Here is a 15903-nt window from a genome sequence, read left to right on the forward strand (position 1 = left end):
AGCCAGCGGCCTACATCAGCAATGGGAACGTTCCCAATTCGTGGCGGTGGTCACAAAAAGTGCAAAACGCCGGTAATGAGAGGAAAAGATAGACTACAGGGGCTGACAGGGGGCTATGGTGGCTCTGGGGGCCTGGCCCTCTTCAATCTGGTCGAGCAACTGTCTGGCGGCCAGAATGCCGGCATCCTTGTAGCCGAAATCCAGATTGAGGGCGTTGGCAAACAGGAAGGTAAGCATGGGGTTGCTGCCGAGGCCGCTCACCAGGATGTCGGTGCGCCCCTGCTCCTGCAGGTATTTGGCGGCGCCTATGGCCAGGGTGTCGCTGGCGCAGACCAGCGCCTGGGTGCTGGGGGTGACCAGCTCGGCAGCCAGCCGGTAGCCGCTGTGCAGGCTGAGATCCCCGAGGGCGCTGTGGGGCGTGCGACCCAGCGCCTCGCAGTAGTCGAGATAAGCCTGGTGACGGCGCAGGCCAGTGGTGAGATCGCTGCGCTCGACCCCCAGATAGGCCACCTGGTCTATACCCCGCCCCCTGAGGTGCTCGAGCACGGCCCGCACCGCCCCCTCGTCATCGTAACAAACGGAAGAGAACCCGGGGTGTTCGCGCACCATCAGCACCAGCTTCTCCTTGAGCGGCGCCATGGCGGCGTAGTCCAGATCGTTGAAGGCAAACAGTATTATGCCGTCCACTCCGCGCCGCTCCAGCACGGCCAGGTGTTCGCTCACCTTGGCGGGGGAGAACTTGCTCTCCATCAGCACGGCGTCGTAGCCGCGGGCGTAGAGGGTCTCCAGCATGCCGCGTACCGCCTGGTTCTCCGAGCTGGAGTCGAGGCGTGACACCACTATGCCGATCACCTGCTGGCTCTGGCTGCGCATGGCCCGGGCCGACTTGCTCGGCACGAAGTCGTGCTGGGCGATCACCGCCTCGACCCTGGCTCGGGTCTGGGCGTTGACCCTGGGATCCTGATTGAGCACCCGGGAGACGGTCGACTTGCCGACCCCGCTGAGGCGGGCGATATCGAGGATGGTCAGTTTCTTTTCCATGGGGGATCCGTGACAGGGGAGGGCGACAACCGGGATGCAGACATTGTTGTGATTAAGTCCTGTGAATACAAGCCCATGGCGTTAGAATGCCAATTTGCCCAGGCGACTCCCCCCGCCATTGCACAGGACGCGCATCATGGATCTGTTGGCAAGTCTGCACTTCTCCCTCTCCATCACTGGCCCCATCTGCCTGGTACTGGTGCTCGGGATCTGGCTCAAGCGGCTCGGTCTCTTGCCCGACAGTTTCGTCGAGTCCGCCTCCCGGCTGGTGTTTCAGGTCACCTTGCCTGCCTTGCTGTTCCTCAGCATGGTGCGCACCGACTTTTCCACCATGCCGAGCCCCTGGCTCATCCTCTACGGCCTGTTAGGCACTTTGGCCGGTTTCCTGGTGCTCGAGCTGCTGGCGGCTCGCTTCATCCCGGCGCGCGCCCAGCGCGGCATCTTCGTGCAGGGCAGCTTTCGCGGCAACATGGGGATCATGGGGCTGGCCTATGTGCAGAACGCCTACGGCCCCGAGGGCATAGGCGCCGCCGCCCTGCAGGTGGGCTCCATCACTGTGCTCTACAACATACTCGCGGTGATCACCCTGACCCGCAGCCTGGGGGGCGGAAAAGGGCTCAAGCCCATCCTCAAGGGGATCGTCAGAAACCCCCTCATCATCGCCATACTGGCGGCCCTGCCGTTCGGCCTGCTCGGCATAGAGCTGCCCCAGCTGGTGATCACCACGGGCAACTACTTCGCCAGCATGACACTGCCGCTGGCGCTGCTCTGCACCGGCGCCAGCCTCAACCTCAAGGCCCTGCGCGGCGGCGCCATGCTGACCGGTTGGGCCACCGCCAACCGCCTGTTCTGCATTCCCGTGCTGCTGGTGCTGGGGGCCTGGGCGCTTGGTTTCAGTCCCCAGGCCCTCGGCATCCTCTTCCTCATCAGCTCCACCCCGACCGCGGCCGCCAGCTATGTGATGACCCGCGCCATGGGGGGCGACAGCGCCTTGGCGGCGAACATCATCGCCACCACCACCCTGGGTTCCCTGGTGACCACCAGCCTGGGGGCGGCCCTGATGAACTATCTGGGGTTGATGGGGTAAGGGGTTATCGGGATGTGTTGGCCCCAGCCATGGGGCGCGCATTGGCGGTGAACATCATGGCCGCTATCCCCCTGGGTTCGCTCGTCACCACTGACCTGGGGGTTGGACAGCTTATCGTTCGAGCCCCGGCTCTCAGCTGCGTTCACGCTCCTGCTCCAGCACCATTTTTTCATGGGCCAGGAAGAAGGGGCGGTAGAGCACATAGCTGTTGAGGATGCAGACCAGGCTCATCAGGCCATTGCTCCAACTGCCGTTGGCCGCCCAGGCGGCACCGAGCGGTGAGGGCATTGACCAGGGCAGCAGGGCGATGAACTTGTCGAGAAACCCCCACTGGGTCAGCTGCCAGGCGAGCACGGCGTTGATCAGGGGGACGCCGATGAAGGGCAGGAAGAACAGCGGATTCATGATGATGGGAAAACCGAACAGCAGCGGCTCATTGATGTTGAACATCGAGGGTATGAAACCCAGCTGTTGAGGATGCCCACCGACTGAATCGAGTGAGAGCGACTGCGCATGGCCATGAACACCAGTGGCAAGGTAGTCCCAATCCCCCCGATCAACAGGTAGTAGTCCCAGAACCCTTGCAGGAAAATATGGGGCAGGGGCTCTCCCGCCATCAGCGCGGCCTGGTTGGCGCTCACCCCGGCCATCCAGAAGGGTGACAGCAATCCGGTCACTATCAGGGCGCCGTGGATCCCCATGAACCAGAGCAGATGGGCGATCAGCAGGGTGATCAGCAGGGCGGGCAGGGTGTCGGCCCCCACGATCAGGGGCCGGAACAGGGCGGCCATGAAGTCCGGCAGACTGATCCCGAACTGCTGCTTCAACCAGAGCCGCAGCAGGCTCAGCGACAGCATGATGAACAGCAGCGGCACTATCAGCTGAAAGCCCCGCCTCGTCATCACCGGCACCTCGTCCGGCATCTGGATGTACCAGCCCCGGCGATAGAAGAACCGGGTCACCTCCACCGAGTAGAACGCCATCAGCAAGGCCGTGAAGATCCCGGCCCCCCCCAGATAGCCAAACACCCCGGGTTGCAGCGAGCGAAAGTCGATCAGCATCAGGAAGGCCATGCAGCCCCCCAGGCCGCACAGGCGCTCCGGCATTTCGTATGCCTTGGCGAGGCTGGACGCCGCACCGAAGGCGATGATCAGCGCCACCAACCCCAGGGTGTGGGAGTAGACGGGAAACAGGAAAGGATGCAGTGCCCGCGCCAGCCAGTGCAGCCACTGTCCGAAGGCGTGCGGCGTGTCGGGGGCGATGGGAGGATAGAGGATGGGGACCAGCAGGCTGCCGACGATGACGAAGGGCATGGCCAGCTGAAAACCATCGCGCAAGGAGAGCACATGGCGACTGCGGGTAAGCCAGTTGGCAAACGGTACCATGCGCTGCTCTATCATGCCGACCAGCATTGCCATCCATTGCAGATTCATCACGTTATTCGGTTCCTTGTCATCCTGATACCCCTTGTCATCACGGGGCTTGGGCGCCATTTTGACGGCTTTGTGGTTTTGTTTCCGTAATATCCTCGACCATTTTGCCATTTCATTACCTCGCTCACACTTCCCGACCTCTTGAACCGGAAAAAGCCGATCCTTCTCACACATCAATGGATTTGCTTTGGAAACCGGTTTCCAAAGCAAATCCATTCGATCCAGAATGCGCCATCCGTTATGAACGTCTGGAGAATCGGGAAATGAAAAAAATCATGTTGTGCTGCTCTTCCGGCATGTCCACCAGCCTGCTGGTCAAGAAGATGAAAGAGGAGGCGGACAAGCGGGGATTGGACGCCGAGATACAGGCCTTCGGTGCGGCAGAGTTCGATCTGCAGATGCCCCACTACCAGGTGGTGCTGCTGGGGCCCCAGGTCAAATACATGCAGGCCGAGCTGCAGCAGCGAGCGGCGGCTCATGGCGTGCCTGTCGACACCATCAACATGATGGATTACGGCATGCAACGGGGTGACAAGGTCCTCGACCACGCCCTCACCCTGATCGGCTGATGTGCAGACCCCAATCAGTGAATGTCACAAGGAAACCTTCATGAACACCCTTTACGAGCGCTTTGTCAGTACCATAGAGAACCGGGTCAGCCCGCTGGCCGGCCGGATCGGCCAGCAGAAATACGTGCAGGCGATCCGTGACGGCTTCATCGCCGCCTTGCCCTTCATGATCGTCGGCAGCTTCATGCTGGTGTTCATCTTTCCCCCCTTCTCACCCCAGACCCAATGGGGATTTGCCCGTGCCTGGCTCGACTTCTCGTCGACCTATCAGTCCCAGTTGCTGCTGCCCTTCCAGTTGAGCATGGGGCTGATGACCCTGTTCATCTCGGTGGGAATAGGCGCCAGCCTGGCGCGGCAGAACGGTCTGGACCCCGTCACCACAGGCCTGCTCTGCCTGATGTCCTTCATGCTGGTGGCCGCCCCCGTCAAGGATGGTGCCATCTCCATGCAGTATTTCTCCGGTCAGGGGATCTTCACGGCCCTGATCACCGCCATCTATGCGGCCGAGGTCTATGCCTTCCTCAAGCGCAACAACATCACCATCAAGTTGCCGCCCCAGGTCCCGACGGGGGTCGCCCGCTCCTTCGAGGTGCTGGTTCCGGTGCTGGTGATCATCCTGACCCTGCACCCGCTCAACCTGATCCTGGAGAGCACCACCGGCATGATTTTGCCGGAGGCCATCATGTCTCTGGTCAAGCCGCTGGTGGCGGCCTCCGATTCCCTGCCTGCCATGTTGCTGGCGGTGCTGGTATGCCAGGTGCTCTGGTTCGCGGGGATCCACGGTGCCCTGATTGTCACCGGCATCATGAACCCGTTCTGGATGGCCAATCTGGCCAACAACCAGGCCGCCATGGCGGCGGGTGAGGCGCTGCCCCACATCTTCCTGCAGGGCTTCTGGGATCACTACCTGTTGATCGGTGGCGTCGGCTCCACCCTGCCGCTGGCCTTCCTGCTGCTGCGCAGCAAGGCCGCCCACCTGAGATCCATCGGCAAGATGGGCGTGGTGCCTGGCCTGTTCAACATCAACGAACCCATCCTGTTCGGTGCGCCCATAGTGATGAATCCGGTGTTCTTCCTGCCTTTCATCCTGGTACCCATGATCAACGCCACTCTGGCCTGGTTTGCCCTGGATATAGGTCTGGTGGAGCGGGTTGTCTCTCTCACTCCCTGGACCACCCCTGGCCCCATCGGCGCCTCCTGGGCGGCCAACTGGGCCATCAGCCCCATGGTGCTGAGCCTGCTCTGCATGTGCTCCGCCGCTGCCATGTATTACCCCTTCCTGAAAGCCTATGAGCGCACCCTGCTCAAACAGGAAGAGCAGGAAGAGAGTCCTAAAACGCCGGAGCTGGCCGCCGCCACCCGTTGATTGCCTGCCGGGGCCGCCTGGCGGCCTCTTTTTTCAAGCTTGGAGTAACACGAGATGCAATACCGTTTTCCTGAACAGTTCTGGTGGGGCAGCGCCTCCTCCGCCGCCCAGGCCGAAGGCGCCAGCCTCCAGGGCGGCAAGGCCCCAACCATCTGGGATCACTGGTTCGAGCAGTCCCCCAACCGTTTCCATCAGCAGATAGGGCCGGCGCAGACCTCAGGTTTTTATGAGCATTTTCGCGATGACATCCGTCTGCTGAAGCAGCTTGGTCACAACAGCTTCCGCACCTCCATCGCCTGGTCCAGGCTGATCCCGGCTGGCCGGGGAGAGCCCAACCCACAGGCCGTCGCCTTCTACGACGCCATGCTCGACGAGCTCAAGGCCGAGGGGATAGAGCCCTTCATCTGCCTGTTCCACTTCGACATGCCCATGAGCATGCAGGCGCTGGGGGGCTGGGAAAGCCGGGAAGTGATTGAGGCTTACGCCGAGTTTGCCGAGACCTGCTTCAGGCTGTTCGGGAGCAAGGTCAGACACTGGTTCACCTTCAACGAACCCATAGTGCCGGTGGAGGGGGGTTACCTCTACGACTTCCACTATCCGAACGTGGTGGACTTTCGCCGCGCCGCCACCGTGGCCTATCACACCATGCTGGCTCACGCCATGGCGGTGCAGCGTTACCGGGAGCTCGGTCAGGATGGTCAGATCGGCATCATCCTGAATCTGACCCCTTCCTATCCGCGCTCGCAACACCCGGCGGATCTGAAGGCGGCCAACATTGCGGATCTGATGTTCAACCGCAGCTTCCTGGATCCGGCGGTCAAGGGGGAATACCCCGCCGAGCTGGTCGAGCTGCTGCGGGAATACGATCAGCTGCCGGCCTGCGAGCCGGGCGATGCCGCCCTGCTGGCGGCCGGCAAGATCGACCTGCTGGGGGTCAACTACTACCAGCCGCGCCGGGTCAAGGCGCGCAGCCACGCGGTCAATCCCGCCAGCCCCTTCATGCCGGAGTGGTTCTTCGACTACTACGAGATGCCGGGCCGCAAGATGAACCCGCACCGGGGCTGGGAGATCTACGAGCAGGGGATCTACGACATCCTGGTCAACCTGCGCGACCACTACGGCAACATCCCGAGCTACATCTCCGAGAACGGCATGGGGGTGGAGGGGGAGGCCAGGTTCAAGGGAGAGGATGGCCAGATCCAGGATGACTACCGCATCGGCTTCATCCGGGATCACCTCATCTGGCTGCACAAGGGGCTGTCGGAGGGCTGTCAGTGCCGGGGCTATCACCTCTGGACCTTCATCGACAACTGGTCGTGGAGCAATGCCTACAAGAACCGTTATGGCTTCATCGAGCTGGAGCTGGAGAGCCAGACCCGGCGCATCAAGAAGAGCGGCCAGTGGTTTGCCACCGCCGCCCGTGAGAATGGCTTCGACTGATTATTCCGTCACTTGACCCCTATAAAGAGCGCCAGCCCCAGGGCCGGCGCCCATCACCAAGGAGTGTGTATGTTCGATCTGGAAGAGACCGTCATGGGTCTTATCATCAATGCCGGCATGAGCCGTAGCCTCTGTTTCGAGGCGCTGCGCCAGGCCAGGGCCGGCCAGTTTGCGGAAGCTGACGATCTGCTTCGTCAGGCCGCCGAGGCAGCCAATGCGGCCCACGGGGTGCAGACCAGGCTGATCGAGGCGGATGAAGGGGAGGGCAAGATCCCGGTCACGCTGATCCTGGTCCACGCCCAGGATCACCTGATGACCGCCATGTTGGCCCGGGAGCTGGTCACCGAGCTCATCGAGCTGCATCGCAAGCTGGCTGCCTGAGGAAGACGATCATGTTGCGACTCGGACTCGACATCGGGGGAACCAAGATCGAGGCTCAACTGCTCGATGGCCAGGGCGTCAGCCTGCTGCGCAGACGGATCGCGACCCCGACCACGGGGTACGGCGATTTCCTGGCGGCCATCACAGATCTGGTGAGGGAAATACGGCAGGCGATGGACAGCGCCTTCACCATCGGCATCGGGCTGCCCGGGGCAATCGACCCGCTGACGGGTCGCATCAAGAATGCCAACTGTCTGTTTCTCAACAGACAGGACCTCAAGCAAGACTTGACCCGGGCCCTGGGCCAGCCGGTCTGGCTCGCCAATGACGCCGACTGTTTCGCCCTGTCGGAGGCCGTCGACGGGGCGGGAGAGGCGGGCAGGGTGGTGTTTGGCATCATCCTCGGCACCGGCTGTGGTGGCGGCTTGGTGGTCAATCGCCAGCTCATCGTCGGTCCCAACGCCATCACCGGGGAGTGGGGACACAACCCCTTGCCCGGCTACGATCCGGCGCTTGATGGCCCAACCCAGCCCTGTTACTGCGGGCGCAGCAACTGCATCGAGCGGTTCGTCTCCGGGACTGGGTTTGCCGGCCGTTTCGTGGAGCGCCATGGCCGCGGGCTGTCGCCGCTTGGGATCATCACGGCCGCCGCCGAGGGGGATCTGGAGGCCGAGGTCCACTATGACCACTTCATCCAGGCCCTGGCCCGCAGCGTCGCCAGCCTGATCAATGTGCTGGACCCGGATGTCATCGTACTGGGGGGCGGCCTCTCCAACATCGCCTCCCTCTATCGTGATCTGCCCGCGGCAGTGATTCCCTACCTGTTCTCGGCGCAGTGCCTCACCCCCATAGTGCCTGCCCGCTACGGGGACAGCAGCGGGGTACGCGGCGCCGCCTGGCTGCCGAGCTGCGTCGAAGGAGCCACCACATGGGCCATCTGAGCCTTGGCCGAGGAGAGAGCGCCGACTCGCCTGCCCCGGCGGGCTATGCCTGTAAGAGGCTGAGACACTGCCTCGGGCCCTAGTCCCCCACCTGATTTGATCCATGCCCCTTGCCCCACATTGCGTCGCGATGGGGGAAAGGCATGCCCGAATTTGTCCTCCTTTCGGGGAGACAGATAAATAAGTGCTTGTATATCAAAAACATAAAACTCAAGGAATGATAATAATGAAACTGACAAACCTGTCCGCCCAGCTCCTTGCCATCCTGGCCCTGAGCACCCCTTTCATGGCCAGCGCCGTGGTGGAGACCAACACTGACTTCGGGCGCCTGAGCCTGGGGGGCGATGCGGAGATCAACCTGAACGCGTCCAATACCACCCGTGGCAACGTGCTGGGTCAAACCAGCGAGACCCGCACCGATCGCTGGGACGAGGATGGTCGCCTGCTGCTGAACTTCCTCGGGGTACGGGAGCTGGAAGATGGTCGCTATGGCCAGATCCAGATCCAGCCCACCATAGGCACCAATGGTGGTGCTGGTGCCGATGATGCGTATCTGGGTTTCGGCCAGCGCAGCAACTGGGGGATGAAGGTCGGCCGTTTCGAGGCCTACGACATGTTCCCGCTGGGTCAGGACATCTTTGTCGAGCATTCCGGTGACAGCGCCAACGACCTCTACTCAGATGGCAATGGCTATGTCTACATGCTCAAGGAGGGTCGTGGCCGGGCAGGCAAGGGGGGTCAGCTGCTGCTCAACAAGGAGGCGGGCAACTGGTATCTGGAGCTCTCCACCCTGATCGGAGATCGCACCAATCTGTTTGCAGGCCAGCAATACCACGGCTATGCGCTGACCAAGGCCAAAGACTCCATCATCGTGCGTCCCGTCATCGCCTGGAAGGGGGAGAACCTCAAGGTCGCCCTGGGGGCCGAGGGCAACGTGATCAGCGACGCCATCGTCACCAGCGACAACGTCTCGGTGTCCGATCGCATGGGTTATGGCCTCACCACCAGCTGGACCCAGGATGCCCTGGTCATCAATGCCAACCTGGCCCGCATGGATGCCGAGGCTGAAACCGATACCACCCTGGGCGCCAACCTGCTCTGGCACAATGCCGGCCTGGGCTATGTCTACGCCATCAACGACATCAGCAGCGCCAATCTGAACAACACCAGCGCCGACTTCAGCAAGATGGTCGGCAAGCACAGCATCAACACCGTCTACGCCTCCTACAAAATCCCGAGCGTGCTGGACCTCAGCAACTTCGATATCTATCTGGGAGCTTATTGGTCCCAGCTGAATGTCGACAGCGGCGAGGTGGACAACATGGATCGCTACGGTGGCCGGGTGCGTTTCAAATATTTCTTCTGATGGAAGCCAGGTTGGTAGAGGGGGGCAAGGGCCCCCCTTTTCCATTGGTCAGGCTGCCGGCCCTTACCGGAGGTCGCTGGCCTGTGCTAGGATGGAGGCCTGTTAACCGGTTACCGTTGATGAAGCCATGGCCAATATTACCGATGTGTCGCGCCTCGCGAATGTGTCTAAAGCCACCGTTTCCCGCGTCCTGAGCGGCTCGCGCGGCGTGCGTGAAGAGAGTCGGTTGGCCGTGCTGCAAGCCGCCGAACAGCTGAATTTCCGACCCAATGCCACGGCCCGCTCCCTGGCGACCCAGGCGACGGATTGTGTGGGCATCATCCTCTCCCCCCAGCTTGGCAATCGTCTGGCCAGCATGCTGCCGCTGCTGGAAGGGGCGTTGGCCAAGACGGGCAAGAGCATGCTGGTGCGCTTTGCCGACGAGGCGCAGCAACAGCAGCTGGCGGTCGATGAACTGCTGGGAGGGCGTTGTGATGGCGTCCTGGTGCTCGGTACCAAACAGCCTCTGAATCCGGACCCGCGCCTCATTCAGCTCGATGGGGTGAGCGACACCGGCAACCTCAATCTCAGCTATGACCTGACCTTTGCCACCGAGAGCGCCTGTCGCTTCCTGCTCGGCAAGGGTCATCGCCAGCTGGTGCTGATGCTGGATGACAAACTGTCCCCAGCCGGAAAGAGCGCCATCCAGGGTTATCAGCAGGCACTTCAGCAGCAATCCCTGCCCTATAACAGCCAGCTGGTGATCGACGGTACCGACAACCAGCAGGCGCTGCTCGGCTTGCTCAATCGCTACCTGCCCTTCACCGCGCTGGTGGTGCAGCAAGATGCCCAGGCTGCCGACGCCATGCGGCTGTTGCGCGAGTTCAACCTCCATATCCCTCAGGATGTCTCCGTCATCAGCCTGGAAGGCTCCTCCCTGGCGAGCCAGTTGACCCCACCGCTGACCTGCATCGAATACCCGAGTGAGCGGCTGGCCCAGGAGAGTGTGCGGGTGTTGCAAGCACAGCTGGCGCAGAGTCTGCGACCGGCCGATGAGCAGCAGAAATTCCAGGGACGCCTGGTGGTGCGTGAATCCGTGGTGGCCCGCTAGGGCTTGACCTTGCCGCGGGCGTCAGCTTTAGGCTGGGAACACATCCACAGAGGAGAGATCCCATGACCATAGAACTCACCGTCTCCGGCATGTCCTGCGGTGGCTGCGCCGCCAGCCTGCAGAAGGCGCTGCTGGCCCAGAGCGCTGTCAGCCAGGCCCGGGTCGATTTTGGCAGCCGCAAGGCCGTTATCGAGAGCGAACTGAGCAAGGGCGAGTTGATCGCGCTGATCGAAGCCCAGGGATTCAGTGCGGAGTGATTTATCCCTATATGGGTAAAATTCAGACCAATATTCTGTTTGCTTGTTTTTATTGTTGAGAGTGATCACTTAAAAACGATTTAAAGTGGATGAAAATGCTGCAGTCAACTAACCCAAAAGGATTGCAGCATGACTCACCCTATCCGCAAGACCCTGCTCGCCGTCGTCCTCGGCATGACCCTCTCCCCCCTGGCCATGGCCCTGCCGCAGGTTCATATTCTGGCGACCGGTGGCACCATAGCCGGTGCGGGGCAGTCCGCCACCCAATCCAACTACGAGGCAGGCAAGGTGGCCATCGAGACCCTGATCGCCGCCGTGCCCGAGATGAAGAACGTGGCCGAGGTGCAGGGGGAGCAGGTGGTCAAGATCGGCTCCCAGGACATGAACGACGAGGTGTGGCTCAAGCTGGCCAAGCGGGTCAACGAGCTGCTGGCCAAGGATGACGTGGATGGCATCGTCATCACCCACGGCACCGACACCATGGAAGAGACCGCCTACTTCCTCAACCTCACCGTCAAGAGTGACAAGCCAGTGGTGCTGGTGGGTGCCATGCGTCCCTCCACCGCCATGAGTGCCGACGGCCCGCTGAATCTGTACAACGCCGTGGTCACCGCCTCGGACCCCAGCTCCAAGGGACGCGGCGTCATGGTCGCCATGAACGACACTGTGCTGGACGCCCGGGACGTCACCAAGACCAACACCACAGGGGTGCAGACCTTCGCCGCCCCCAACTTCGGCCCGCTCGGCTACATCCACAACGGCAAGATCGACTACCAGCGCAGCCCGGCCCGCCTGCACACCAGCAAGACGCCGTTCGACGTGAGCAAGCTCGACAAGCTGCCGCAGGTGGGCATCGTCTACAACTATGCCAATGCCACCGATCTGCCGGCCAAGGCCATGGTGGATGCCAAGTTTGACGGCATCGTCAGCGCCGGGGTGGGTAACGGCAACCTCTACCACAGCCTGTTCGACACTCTGGCCAAGGCGAGCGAGGATGGCATCCGGGTGGTGCGCTCCGCCCGCGTGCCAACCGGCGCCACCACCCTGGATGCCGAGATCGATGACGCCAAGTACGGCTTCGTGGCCGCCGGCACCCTGAACCCGCAGAAGGCACGCATCCTCTTGATGCTCTCCCTGACCCAGAGCAAGGATCCGGCCCAGATCCAGCGCTGGTTCCAGCAGTTCTGATCCCGGGGTTCAACCCGCGAACCTAACCCCATGAACAAAGGGCAGGATCCGATCCTGCCCTTTCTTATGGCGCCATCTTCACATAGAGCGCGCCCTCAGCTCACCATCAGCCAGCCGCAGAAACCCAGGTACACCACACCTATGCAGGCCAGTCTGCCCGCCGTCATCCGCCCACGGCTGAAGCCCCACCACAGCAACATCACCGCCAGCAGGGTCACCAGGGAGGAGACCATCATGGTGCTGTCGAGCAACCAGGGGGTGAACAGCAGGCAGAACGCCTTGGGAATGGTGCCCTGGATCATCATGGCACCGGAGATGTTGGCCAGCGCCAGCCGGTTCTTGCCCTGACGCACCCAGATCAGCACGTTCATCAGCTCCGGCATCTCGGTCGCCACCGGGCTCAGCAACAGGGCCGCCAGCACGGGGGAGAGGCCAAACAGCTCGCCCATGCTCTCCAGCTGATGGACGAACAGCTGGGCCGCCAGCGCCACCACCACCAGGGCTCCCAGGGTCTGCAGCAGCACCTTGCGAAGGGGCGGGATCCCGGCCTTGGGATCCAGCTTGAGGGGCTCTGGCAACGGGGTCTCGTGGCTGTCGGTCTGTTTCAGCTCGCGCCGCACATAGACCAGATACACCAGCACGAACAGCGGGGCCAGCCAGGTTTTGCCGGTGAAGGCCACCATGCCGAGGGCCACCGCCACCAGGAAGATAGCGACAAACCAGGCCTGATCCCGACCAGTCTCTCGCTGCACCTCGCCATCTATGGCCCTGTGTTCAGGGCCCATGCACAGCAGCAGGGTCAGGCCGACGGCGGCATAGCCTATGGTGGAGAGCACCAGGGGACCACCGAGGGCGGCGCCTATCCCAATCTGCTGCTGGGCAGGGGCATCCCCCATCAGCAGGGCGGTCAGGGTAACTATGCATTCGGGCAAGGCAGTGCCGAGGGCCGCCAGCAGGGAGCCGGTGGCGCTTTGGGAGAACTTGAGGTGATGGCCGGTCCATTCGATACCGTTGACGAAATATTCGCAGGCCAGGTAGATGGTGACGGCAGAGAGCAGAAATAACAGCAGGGTGATCAGCATAATAGGCAACCGCCAGGCGAGCAGAACAACCGATGGACCCGATACGGCTCGCCCGGCTGGCTTGCGTATCGAGGCCAAAGGTCTTGCAGAGCGATAGATGCTATCGCCGCCCATGCCATGGATCTGATGATCCAAGAATGTTGACATGAGCCCTGCCCGGATCTCGGGCGGGTTGCTACTCCCCAATGACAGTGCGGGATTTTTACCAAGAGATGGGCCGCCCCACAAGGAAAATGGCGGCTCGTCCCCCCGGCAACTTGTAAGGGGATGTAACCTGGCCACAGACCCATCCCATCAGTTCTGCTCTCCTGGATCCAGATCCCGCCCACAGGATCCTCGCCTTGGCACAGGGATTGCTATGAGTTGACTACTGTCCACATTGACTTGGGAAGGGTGAACGATGAAACGGTGGATCCAACATTTTTACCAGCTGAATCGCCTCAACTGGCTGATGGTCTGGCTGCTGCTCTGCTGCAGCATCATATTGCTGTTCCCGGCCGGGCTGATGAAAGGCGCCGTCAGCCAGTGGGCCACGGCTCACGCCGCCTGGCTGGGGGTCGGCATGCTGATTGCCATCTCCTACTTCTGCAGCCAGGGTTTCCTGATCGCCTGGGAATGGGCCTGTGACGAGTGGCAATCCCGCCGTCAACAGGATCAGCTGGCCCAGATGATAGGCTTCCTCGACTTCAACGAGAAGGCGGTGCTGCGCGAGTTCGTGCTGCAACGGAAAAGCGTCATAAACCTGCCGATCACCGAGCCTGCCGTCAAAAACCTGATGGATGCTGGGGTGCTGACCTATGCCTATGGCAAGCCGGTGCGAGAGAAAGAAGATGAAAACCAGATCCGCGCCCTGATGATTGCGCTGCCGGCACGGCCGCTGCTGACCTACAAGGTGCTGGGGCTGTCACGCGGCAAGATGAGCGACGAGCAGGTGGAGCAGATCATGAACGCCAGACCCAAGTTCGCTCAGAAGAGTTTCCAGCGCTGAGCCGTCGTCATCCTTCAGACAAAAGAGCCGGACTGTGTCCGGCTCTTTGCTATCTGGTTGGGGTTACTCGGTTCTTGCCTTGAGATAACCGGCGTAGTCGGGTACCTGTACGCTGAATGCCTGCTGCATGTGCGGGCTGTCCATGATGAAGTCCGCCGTCGCTTCGTTGGTGGCGACCGGGATATTCCAGACAGCCGCGAGGCGCAGCAGCGCCTTTACATCCGGATCGTGCGCCGCGGCATTGAGGGGATCCCAGAAGAAGATCATCACGTCGATCCTGCCCTCGGCAATCAGGGCGCCGAGCTGCTGATCGCCGCCCATGGGGCCGGAGAAGAGGCAGGTGATGGGCAGCTGTGCCTTCTTGCCGAGCAGGGTACCCGTGGTGCCGGTCGCATAGAGGTGGTGGAGCTTGAGCTCCTCCTTGCGGCGCAGCACCCAGTTCAGCAATGGGGTCTTCATGTTGTCGTGAGCAACCAGGGCCACCCGCTTGTGGGGGGCCATCTCACGTGCAATCAGTTCCATGGAAATCATCCGTAGCAAAGTGATGGGAATAGGGCCGTATCCTAATCGAAAGCGGCGTGCGCTGCTTTGCCCTGCATCGTAACTGTGATCACTGCAATGGTTCAATCCGGCTTGGGCTGTGCCTCGTTCACCGGATCCGGCGGTGCGCCCCGTGCCGTGAAGGGGGTTGGCGGACTCAGGGAAACACCCCGGTTGGCCAGCTATCTGGCAGAGAGTAATGCCCGTATGTTTCAATTGCATGCCTGGGCTTCAAGGTGGTGGTCCAGAAAAAACCCGCCTTGGCGGGTTGGGGGCAGCTCTTAATGACATCCGCACTCAGGATGATGCGGAATGAAGCTGGGATTGCTGATAGTTTTCCAGGCCGATGCGAGCGATGAGGTCCAGCTGGGTTTCCAGCCAGTCGACGTGCTCCTCCTCGTCTTCCAGGATATCCTGGAACAGGTCACGGCTGACATAATCATGGACGGACTCGGCATAGGTGATGGCCGTTTTCAGGTCGGGAATGGCATCCATTTCCAGTGACAGATCGCAGCGCAGCATCTCTTCGACTGTCTCACCGATACGCAGCTTGCCCAGATCCTGCAAGTTGGGCAGTCCTTCCAGAAACAGCACCCGCTTGACCAGCTCGTCGGCATGTTTCATCTCATCGATGGACTCATGATATTCCTTGTGCCCAAGCCCCTTGAGGCCCCAGTCATCGTAGATGCGGGCATGCAGGAAATATTGGTTGATGGCAACCAGCTCATTGGCCAGCACCTTGTTGAGGTGGGCAATGATTTTGGGATCTCCTTTCATCGACATTACTCCTCGTGTTCGAGCCTAGGGCACCGATCACTAGAGCGTAGTCGAGAAAAATGACCATAAGAAGAAGGCGAATCGGCTCTCCTGACAGGGGGAGCATCCGCTCGATGAGGTGAGGGCCGGGAAGAGGTGCTTCATGCCACTTCGTAATAAAGGGGCGCCTGCTCCGACTCCATCTTGTCGATCTCGGTGGCGATGATCTCCATCGCCATGCGCACGCACTTGCCACATTGGGCACCGACTTCCAGCGACTGTTTCAGCTGTCTGAACTCGGTCTTGCCTGCCTGTGCCGCCTTGCGGATCTGGTTATCTGTGATGCCGCGGCACAAACACACGTACATAATAGTGGAC

General features: G+C 61.4%; 18 protein-coding genes and 1 riboswitch. Of the genes, 11 read left to right on the plus strand and 7 right to left on the minus strand.

Annotation, left to right across the window (positions count from 1 at the left end; translation table 11 throughout):
• Positions 1-93 precede the first annotated feature (93 nt).
• Positions 94-1041, minus strand: a complete 948-nt coding sequence (gene treR, locus ACF2JD_RS13530; RefSeq protein ID WP_440987603.1) for a trehalose operon repressor TreR — start codon at positions 1039-1041, stop codon at positions 94-96.
• 136 nt (positions 1042-1177) lie between these two features.
• Between treR and ACF2JD_RS13535 the strand changes: the two genes are divergently transcribed.
• Positions 1178-2128: an AEC family transporter gene (locus ACF2JD_RS13535; RefSeq protein WP_440987604.1), complete on the plus strand. Its 951-nt coding sequence runs from the start codon at positions 1178-1180 to the stop codon at positions 2126-2128.
• A 132-nt stretch (positions 2129-2260) separates the two neighbouring features.
• Here the strand turns inward: ACF2JD_RS13535 and ACF2JD_RS13540 are convergent, their stop codons facing one another.
• Positions 2261-2578, minus strand: a complete 318-nt coding sequence (locus tag ACF2JD_RS13540) for a hypothetical protein (protein ID WP_440987605.1) — start codon at positions 2576-2578, stop codon at positions 2261-2263.
• The gene (locus ACF2JD_RS13545) at positions 2530-3621 is read right to left on the minus strand and encodes a PTS transporter subunit EIIC (protein WP_440987606.1); all 1092 of its coding nucleotides are present in this window, start codon (positions 3619-3621) and stop codon (positions 2530-2532) included. The genes ACF2JD_RS13540 and ACF2JD_RS13545 overlap by 49 nt, the downstream gene beginning before the upstream one ends.
• A 203-nt stretch (positions 3622-3824) precedes the next feature.
• Between ACF2JD_RS13545 and ACF2JD_RS13550 the strand changes: the two genes are divergently transcribed.
• From ACF2JD_RS13550 to ansB, 9 genes are all read left to right on the plus strand, one after another.
• Positions 3825-4130, plus strand: coding sequence for a PTS sugar transporter subunit IIB (locus ACF2JD_RS13550; protein ID WP_041204936.1), 306 nt, complete (start codon positions 3825-3827; stop codon positions 4128-4130).
• Positions 4131-4170: 40 nt separating this feature from the next.
• On the plus strand, positions 4171-5496 hold the full coding sequence (locus ACF2JD_RS13555; RefSeq protein ID WP_163137568.1) for a PTS sugar transporter subunit IIC: 1326 nt from the start codon (positions 4171-4173) through the stop codon (positions 5494-5496).
• A gap of 54 nt (positions 5497-5550) precedes the next feature.
• Complete coding sequence (locus ACF2JD_RS13560; RefSeq protein ID WP_440987607.1) at positions 5551-6936, plus strand: family 1 glycosylhydrolase; 1386 nt, start codon at positions 5551-5553, stop codon at positions 6934-6936.
• 69 nt (positions 6937-7005) lie between these two features.
• Positions 7006-7317, plus strand: coding sequence for a PTS N,N'-diacetylchitobiose transporter subunit IIA (chbA, locus tag ACF2JD_RS13565; protein WP_106885692.1), 312 nt, complete (start codon positions 7006-7008; stop codon positions 7315-7317).
• A gap of 11 nt (positions 7318-7328) precedes the next feature.
• Entirely contained in the window at positions 7329-8258 is a 930-nt protein-coding gene (locus tag ACF2JD_RS13570; protein ID WP_440987608.1) for an ROK family protein, read from the plus strand.
• 226 nt (positions 8259-8484) lie between these two features.
• A complete protein-coding gene (locus ACF2JD_RS13575; RefSeq protein ID WP_440987609.1) occupies positions 8485-9624 on the plus strand; it encodes a carbohydrate porin in 1140 nt (379 codons plus the stop codon).
• A 127-nt stretch (positions 9625-9751) separates the two neighbouring features.
• Positions 9752-10714 carry a LacI family DNA-binding transcriptional regulator gene (locus tag ACF2JD_RS13580; protein ID WP_106885695.1) on the plus strand — a complete coding sequence of 321 codons (963 nt, stop codon included), beginning with the start codon at positions 9752-9754 and terminating at the stop codon, positions 10712-10714.
• Between the two features lie 62 nt (positions 10715-10776).
• On the plus strand, positions 10777-10971 hold the full coding sequence (locus tag ACF2JD_RS13585) for a heavy-metal-associated domain-containing protein (RefSeq protein WP_234570078.1): 195 nt from the start codon (positions 10777-10779) through the stop codon (positions 10969-10971).
• Positions 10972-11100: 129 nt separating this feature from the next.
• Complete coding sequence (ansB, locus tag ACF2JD_RS13590) at positions 11101-12159, plus strand: L-asparaginase 2 (RefSeq protein WP_025328398.1); 1059 nt, start codon at positions 11101-11103, stop codon at positions 12157-12159.
• A gap of 95 nt (positions 12160-12254) precedes the next feature.
• Here ansB and ACF2JD_RS13595 read toward each other — a convergent pair whose 3' ends face one another.
• Entirely contained in the window at positions 12255-13241 is a 987-nt protein-coding gene (locus ACF2JD_RS13595; RefSeq protein ID WP_440987610.1) for a sodium:calcium antiporter, read from the minus strand.
• A gap of 88 nt (positions 13242-13329) precedes the next feature.
• Positions 13330-13437, minus strand: a riboswitch (yybP-ykoY riboswitch).
• A 204-nt stretch (positions 13438-13641) separates the two neighbouring features.
• Between ACF2JD_RS13595 and ACF2JD_RS13600 the strand changes: the two genes are divergently transcribed.
• The gene (locus tag ACF2JD_RS13600) at positions 13642-14229 is read left to right on the plus strand and encodes a superinfection exclusion B family protein (RefSeq protein ID WP_025328396.1); all 588 of its coding nucleotides are present in this window, start codon (positions 13642-13644) and stop codon (positions 14227-14229) included.
• A gap of 63 nt (positions 14230-14292) precedes the next feature.
• Here ACF2JD_RS13600 and ACF2JD_RS13605 read toward each other — a convergent pair whose 3' ends face one another.
• The 3 genes from ACF2JD_RS13605 to ACF2JD_RS13615 form a co-directional block, all read right to left on the minus strand.
• A complete protein-coding gene (locus tag ACF2JD_RS13605; protein WP_162520173.1) occupies positions 14293-14751 on the minus strand; it encodes a methylglyoxal synthase in 459 nt (152 codons plus the stop codon).
• Positions 14752-15066: 315 nt separating this feature from the next.
• Positions 15067-15546 (minus strand): bacterioferritin, encoded by a 480-nt coding sequence (gene bfr / locus ACF2JD_RS13610; protein WP_205642540.1) that lies wholly within the window; start codon positions 15544-15546, stop codon positions 15067-15069.
• Between the two features lie 140 nt (positions 15547-15686).
• Positions 15687-15893, minus strand: a complete 207-nt coding sequence (locus ACF2JD_RS13615) for a bacterioferritin-associated ferredoxin (protein ID WP_440987611.1) — start codon at positions 15891-15893, stop codon at positions 15687-15689.
• Between the last annotated feature and the right edge of the window lie 10 nt (positions 15894-15903).

The sequence above is a fragment of the Aeromonas ichthyocola genome, from assembly GCF_046087985.1.
Lineage (GTDB): Bacteria > Pseudomonadota > Gammaproteobacteria > Enterobacterales > Aeromonadaceae > Aeromonas > Aeromonas rivipollensis.